This window comes from Phycisphaerae bacterium (assembly GCA_035384605.1).
GTDB lineage: Bacteria > Planctomycetota > Phycisphaerae > UBA1845 > PWPN01 > JAUCQB01.
In genome coordinates this window covers 1-4,529 of sequence record DAOOIV010000201.1, presented here as the reverse complement: position 1 = coordinate 4,529, position 4,529 = coordinate 1, and the positions used below count along the sequence as shown (strand labels likewise).

The window sequence follows — 4,529 nt, the reverse complement described above, 5'->3', positions numbered from 1 at the left end:
TCACTCTTCTGAACCACGCGCTGACCGAAGACACCATCACCCTGGCGGACCGGCTCCGCGAGGCCGGCTACAAGACCGGTGCGTTCGGCAAGATGCACTTCAATTCCGACAAGATGCACGGCTTCGAGGTATACGCCCGGCCGGAGCAATTTTGGAGGGAGCACGGCCAACGGGGCGACAAGCCGCTGCCGGAAGGCATGGATTTTCTGCCGGTCTGGAGGCCGTTCAAAGACCCGGCCCGCATCTGGCTGAATTCGTTCTACCGCCCGATGGACCGATACGACGATGAGATGCCCGACACCTGGTACGTCCGTCAGGCGATCGAGTTCATGATGAAACACGCCGGCGAGCCGTTTTTTGTTGAGGTGGGTTTTCACCAACCGCACTCGCCGTTTCAGTTTCCCGTCGAATTCAACCGCAAGTACGATCCCCGCAAGATGCCGGTGCCTGAACCCGGCCCGGAAGATGGAGGGCAGATTCCCAAGATCTTCACCGATCTGACCCGCGAGGAGAAACAGGGCATCATTGCCAGCTACTACACGGCGGTCAGCTACCTTGATCACAACGTCGGGCGGCTTCTGTCGGCGCTGGAGGAGCTCGAACTGGCCGAGAACACGCTGGTCATCTACCTGGGCGACAACGGCTATCACCTTGGCGAACACGGGCGTTTTGAGAAGCATTGCTTTTACGAGCGAGCGGTGCGGATTCCCCTGCTCATCAGCCTTCCCGATCGAATCGTGCCCGGCAGGTCAAGCAAGGCGCTGGTCGAAGGCGTCGACATTGTCCCGACGGTGCTCGACTACCTCGATCTGCTGACCGAGTCGTCTCCGACGCCCGATCGCGTGCTCCACGGTGTTTCGCTGCGGCGCATTCTCGAAGGCCATGTTGCCGGCGTGCGGGACGCGGTCTTCAGCGAGTACCAGCCGACGCAGCAGGCGATGATCCGGACCGATCGGCACAAGCTGATCTATCGCACGGACACCAAGGAGGTTGACTGGTTGGGCTATGAGCCGGTCGATCCGAAGCTGGGCAGGGCCGTCTGGTTGTACGACCTCGAGTCCGACCCGGAGGAGATGCACAATATCGCGGACGACCCGGCCAACCGCCCCGTCGTTTCCGCCCTGCTCGATCAACTGGTCAACTGGTACCGGCGCATTCCGCCTCGGAACGAACGAATACCGGGCAACCTGGCGCGGATCGACCTGCTGGACTGGGCCATCGCGCCCCGCAACGTGCCACCGCCGCGACAGTAACAGTCTCTGTGCGTCGGGCCGGTTCTGCGACTGGGCGGGCCCGTCGACAAACCTGCGGCCGCAACACGCACAATGCCTTTCGACCTGCCGCCAAGCGGGTGTGTCTTCAACAGGATACCGGGTTGGGCACGTGGTTTATCGGACGTGCTTGGCGAAAGAGGATGGTCCCGGTCAATTTATAACATGAGTTGCCATTTCTTGTCGAGAACGGTATAATTTATGTGTGTCATTCGGTGGTGGCAAGAAAGGTTACGCCATGACGAGTATGAACATTTCACTGCCCGACGAGATGCGGGCCTTTGTCGAACAGCAGGTGGCCAACGGGGGATACAGCACCGCCAGTGAGTATGTCCGGGCCTTGATCCGCGAAGCAGTCCGACAGGAAGAGAAACGCAAGCTCGAAACGACGCTCCTGCAAGGACTGAACAGCGGCACGGCGGTACCCCTGACCGACAAGCAGTGGCACGCAATCCGCCAAGCAGTCGACAAACGGCTGGGCGGCCAGGAGCAGCAGTGAGCCTTCCTGCCCTCATACGGCCGGAGGCCGAATGTGACTTGATCGAGCATGCCGTCTTCCTTGGCTAGGATGATCCGCTTGTGGCACGGAGGTTTCTGGCTGCCGCGGAGCGCGTGTTCGCCGAATTGGCCAGGATGCCAGCGCTTGGTCGCCTGCGTGAATTCGAGGACCCGCGATTGGCTGGCCTGCGCTCCTGCCTTATCACGCCTTTCGATAGTTACGTTGCGTTCTATCTGCATACAGCTACCGGCATCGATGTCGTCCGGGTCCTGCACGGTGCTCAGGACATCGAGGAGCATCTGAAGGGGTAGGTGATCGGCGAACAACGCCGCTCTCGTGCATAAGCCTACTTGCGTGTCGACATCCAGTCCGGGATCTTGAAGGTCTGATCCGGAGGGCGGTCCGGAAGCTGAATTCCCTCTTTGGCAAGATCATCCACGAACTTGGCGACGCGAGATCGTTCGACAAAGTTGATGTGTCCGCACCGAGCGCGCTTCCTACAGCGTCGCCGCCACTCGGCGGAAGTGATGTCCGATGATGGCCAGGGTCATGGCCTCGGGGAACGCTCGCCAGTGAAACAACACCGCCCGACTCAGGAACTTCCAGTACTCACGGCGCCCGCGGCTCCAGATGCCCATGATCCACAGCGATTTGAGAAATGCCTTGATGTCGCGACACGACAGGCGGAAACGAGGACCCTGGGGACGGTATTCGGAGAGAAACGCCCGGATTCGGCGGTAGTACATCTGGGGGCTGTACAGTCGTTTGACCAGCGAGCGATAGCCTTCGATCAACAGCTCTCGGTCCAGCTTCGGGATGAAGTTGAGGGCGGCCATCACGTTGTTGCCGGTGGCCTGGCTCAAAATGCGACCCTCTTTTTCGAGTCGCGAGAAAAGCTGGGTTCCAGGCAGGGCCTGCAGCAGGCCGACCATGGCCGTCACCACCCCGGCTTCCTGAATGAACTTGATCTGCCGCTCAAATATGTTCGGTTTGTCACTGTCGAAACCGAGGATGAAACCGCCCATAACCTCGATGCCTGCCTTCTGGATGGTTTTTACCGAGGCGAGGAGGTCTCGTTGAGTGTTCTGGGCCTTTGCGCACTCTATAAGTCCTTCTTCCTGTGGCGTCTCGATGCCCACGAAGATCTTCTTGAACCCCGCCTCGACCATCAGACGCAGGAGCTCGGGATCGTCAGCCACGTTCAGCGACGCCTCGGTCGTGAACTGGAACTTCACGCCCCGCCGCCGGCTCCAGGCGATCAGGGCTCGTAGGAACTCCTTCACCTTGACCTTGTTGCCGATGAAGTTGTCATCGACGATGAAGATGGATTCCCTCCAACCGACATCGACGAGGCTCTCCAGTTCACGGATCATCTGCGCGGGAGTCTTGGTGCGTGGCACGCGCCCGTTCATGATGATGATGTCGCAGAACTCGCAATTGAACGGGCAGCCCCGCGAGAACTGAACGGGCATCAGGGCGTATTGCTTGAGCTTGATCAGGTCCCATCGCGGCGCGGGGGTATGCGTGATGTCCGGCCGCTCCCCGCATTGGTAAAACCGTCTCAATGATCCCGCGGTCATGTCCGCGACAAGATCGGCCATGACGTTTTCCGCCTCGCCGAGGACAAAGTGCTTCACTTCGGGAAACTGCTCGTGGCCGGTGGTGAACAGCGGTCCGCCGGCGATGACCGTCTTTCCTTTGTCGAGGCACCGGGAGATGATTTGCCGGGCCGAATCGGCCTGTACGATCATCGCGGACACGAAAACATAGTCGGCCCATTCGATCTGCTCGTCGGTGAGACGGCCGGTGTTCAAATCCACGAGTTTAAGGTCCCACTCGCGCGGGAGCATGGCCGCCACGGTCAGCAGTCCAAGGGGCGGAAACGCCGCCTTCTTGGAGATGAAATGGAGAACGTGCTTGTAGCTCCAGAACGTATCGGGTGTGGCAGGGGAGATCAGCAGGACTTTTCTTCTTTTCTCGCCGGTACTGGGTGCAACCCGTACTGCGAATTCCTCAACTGCGGTGGGCATTCTGTTGTTGCCTCGATGAACGAGCCGCCGCTGCTCCAAGTCGCGACTGACTCGGCAACAGGGCTATCGACTATTATAGCACGCTTCGCGTGCTTGAACACTTTTTGCAGCGCATGGGTTTGCGGAACCCCGGGTAAGCGAACCCGGTGGTTGTCGCACAACATAACCATTTAGTGCATAAGGACTTAAAGGGTCTCGGCCCGTCATCGCCGAGCAGGTTCGTTCATTGACCGCCCCGACGGGCGAGGATATGGTCTGTCTGTGCCTCGTGGTGCGCGGGAGTTCCCAAGAACCGGAGGAACAGCATGCCCCGTTTTGAACCGACGTGTGGGTGTGCCTGTTCGGAAGCAATTATGAGGTCCCGGTACAGGCTCGGGGCGGTAAGGCTGCCGCGCGTAGCCGGCTGACAGCGGCGCACCGTGCTGAACACGGCGCGGCACCGGACGTGTGGTATGGGTGTACCGTCGGGGGCGAAGCCCGATTGACCATTTCAACACAGGACTGATTGACTGCGGAGAATGAACAATGCGGTGCGGCAAGAAACAGACGTGGCCGTTCTTCCTGGTTTGCCTGATCGTCGCCACCGTTGTGGGTCCGGTTTTGTGCGGGGCGGCGCAGGACGGTTCCCGGGCGATAGACGTGGGTTCGCGCAAGCAACTGTTCGTTGACGATCGCTTCATTGCGTCCAGCCGAGGCGTGCGGCTCACGATGAACCCGCCGGCGAAGATG

At 60.0% G+C, this 4,529-nt stretch carries 5 protein-coding genes; 4 read left to right on the top strand and 1 reads right to left on the bottom strand.

All coding sequences use genetic code 11. From position 1 onward, the window contains the following. The 3 genes from PLL20_21630 to PLL20_21620 form a co-directional block, all read left to right on the top strand. Positions 1-1,253: sulfatase-like hydrolase/transferase (locus tag PLL20_21630; protein HPD32601.1), on the top strand; the 1,253-nt coding region annotated here is incomplete at its 5' end. A 256-nt stretch (positions 1,254-1,509) separates the two neighbouring features. Further along, positions 1,510-1,770, top strand: coding sequence for a type II toxin-antitoxin system ParD family antitoxin (locus PLL20_21625; GenBank protein HPD32600.1), 261 nt, complete (start codon positions 1,510-1,512; stop codon positions 1,768-1,770). An 80-nt stretch (positions 1,771-1,850) separates the two neighbouring features. Continuing rightward, entirely contained in the window at positions 1,851-2,081 is a 231-nt protein-coding gene (locus PLL20_21620) for a type II toxin-antitoxin system RelE/ParE family toxin (protein HPD32599.1), read from the top strand. Between the two features lie 186 nt (positions 2,082-2,267). On the opposite strand, the gene PLL20_21615 is transcribed toward PLL20_21620, so the two are convergent. Then, positions 2,268-3,800 carry a B12-binding domain-containing radical SAM protein gene (locus PLL20_21615; GenBank protein ID HPD32598.1) on the bottom strand — a complete coding sequence of 511 codons (1,533 nt, stop codon included), beginning with the start codon at positions 3,798-3,800 and terminating at the stop codon, positions 2,268-2,270. Positions 3,801-4,325: 525 nt separating this feature from the next. Here PLL20_21615 and PLL20_21610 point away from each other — a divergent pair. Beyond that, the coding region (locus PLL20_21610) for a hypothetical protein (GenBank protein ID HPD32597.1) at positions 4,326-4,529 on the top strand (204 nt) is incomplete at its 3' end.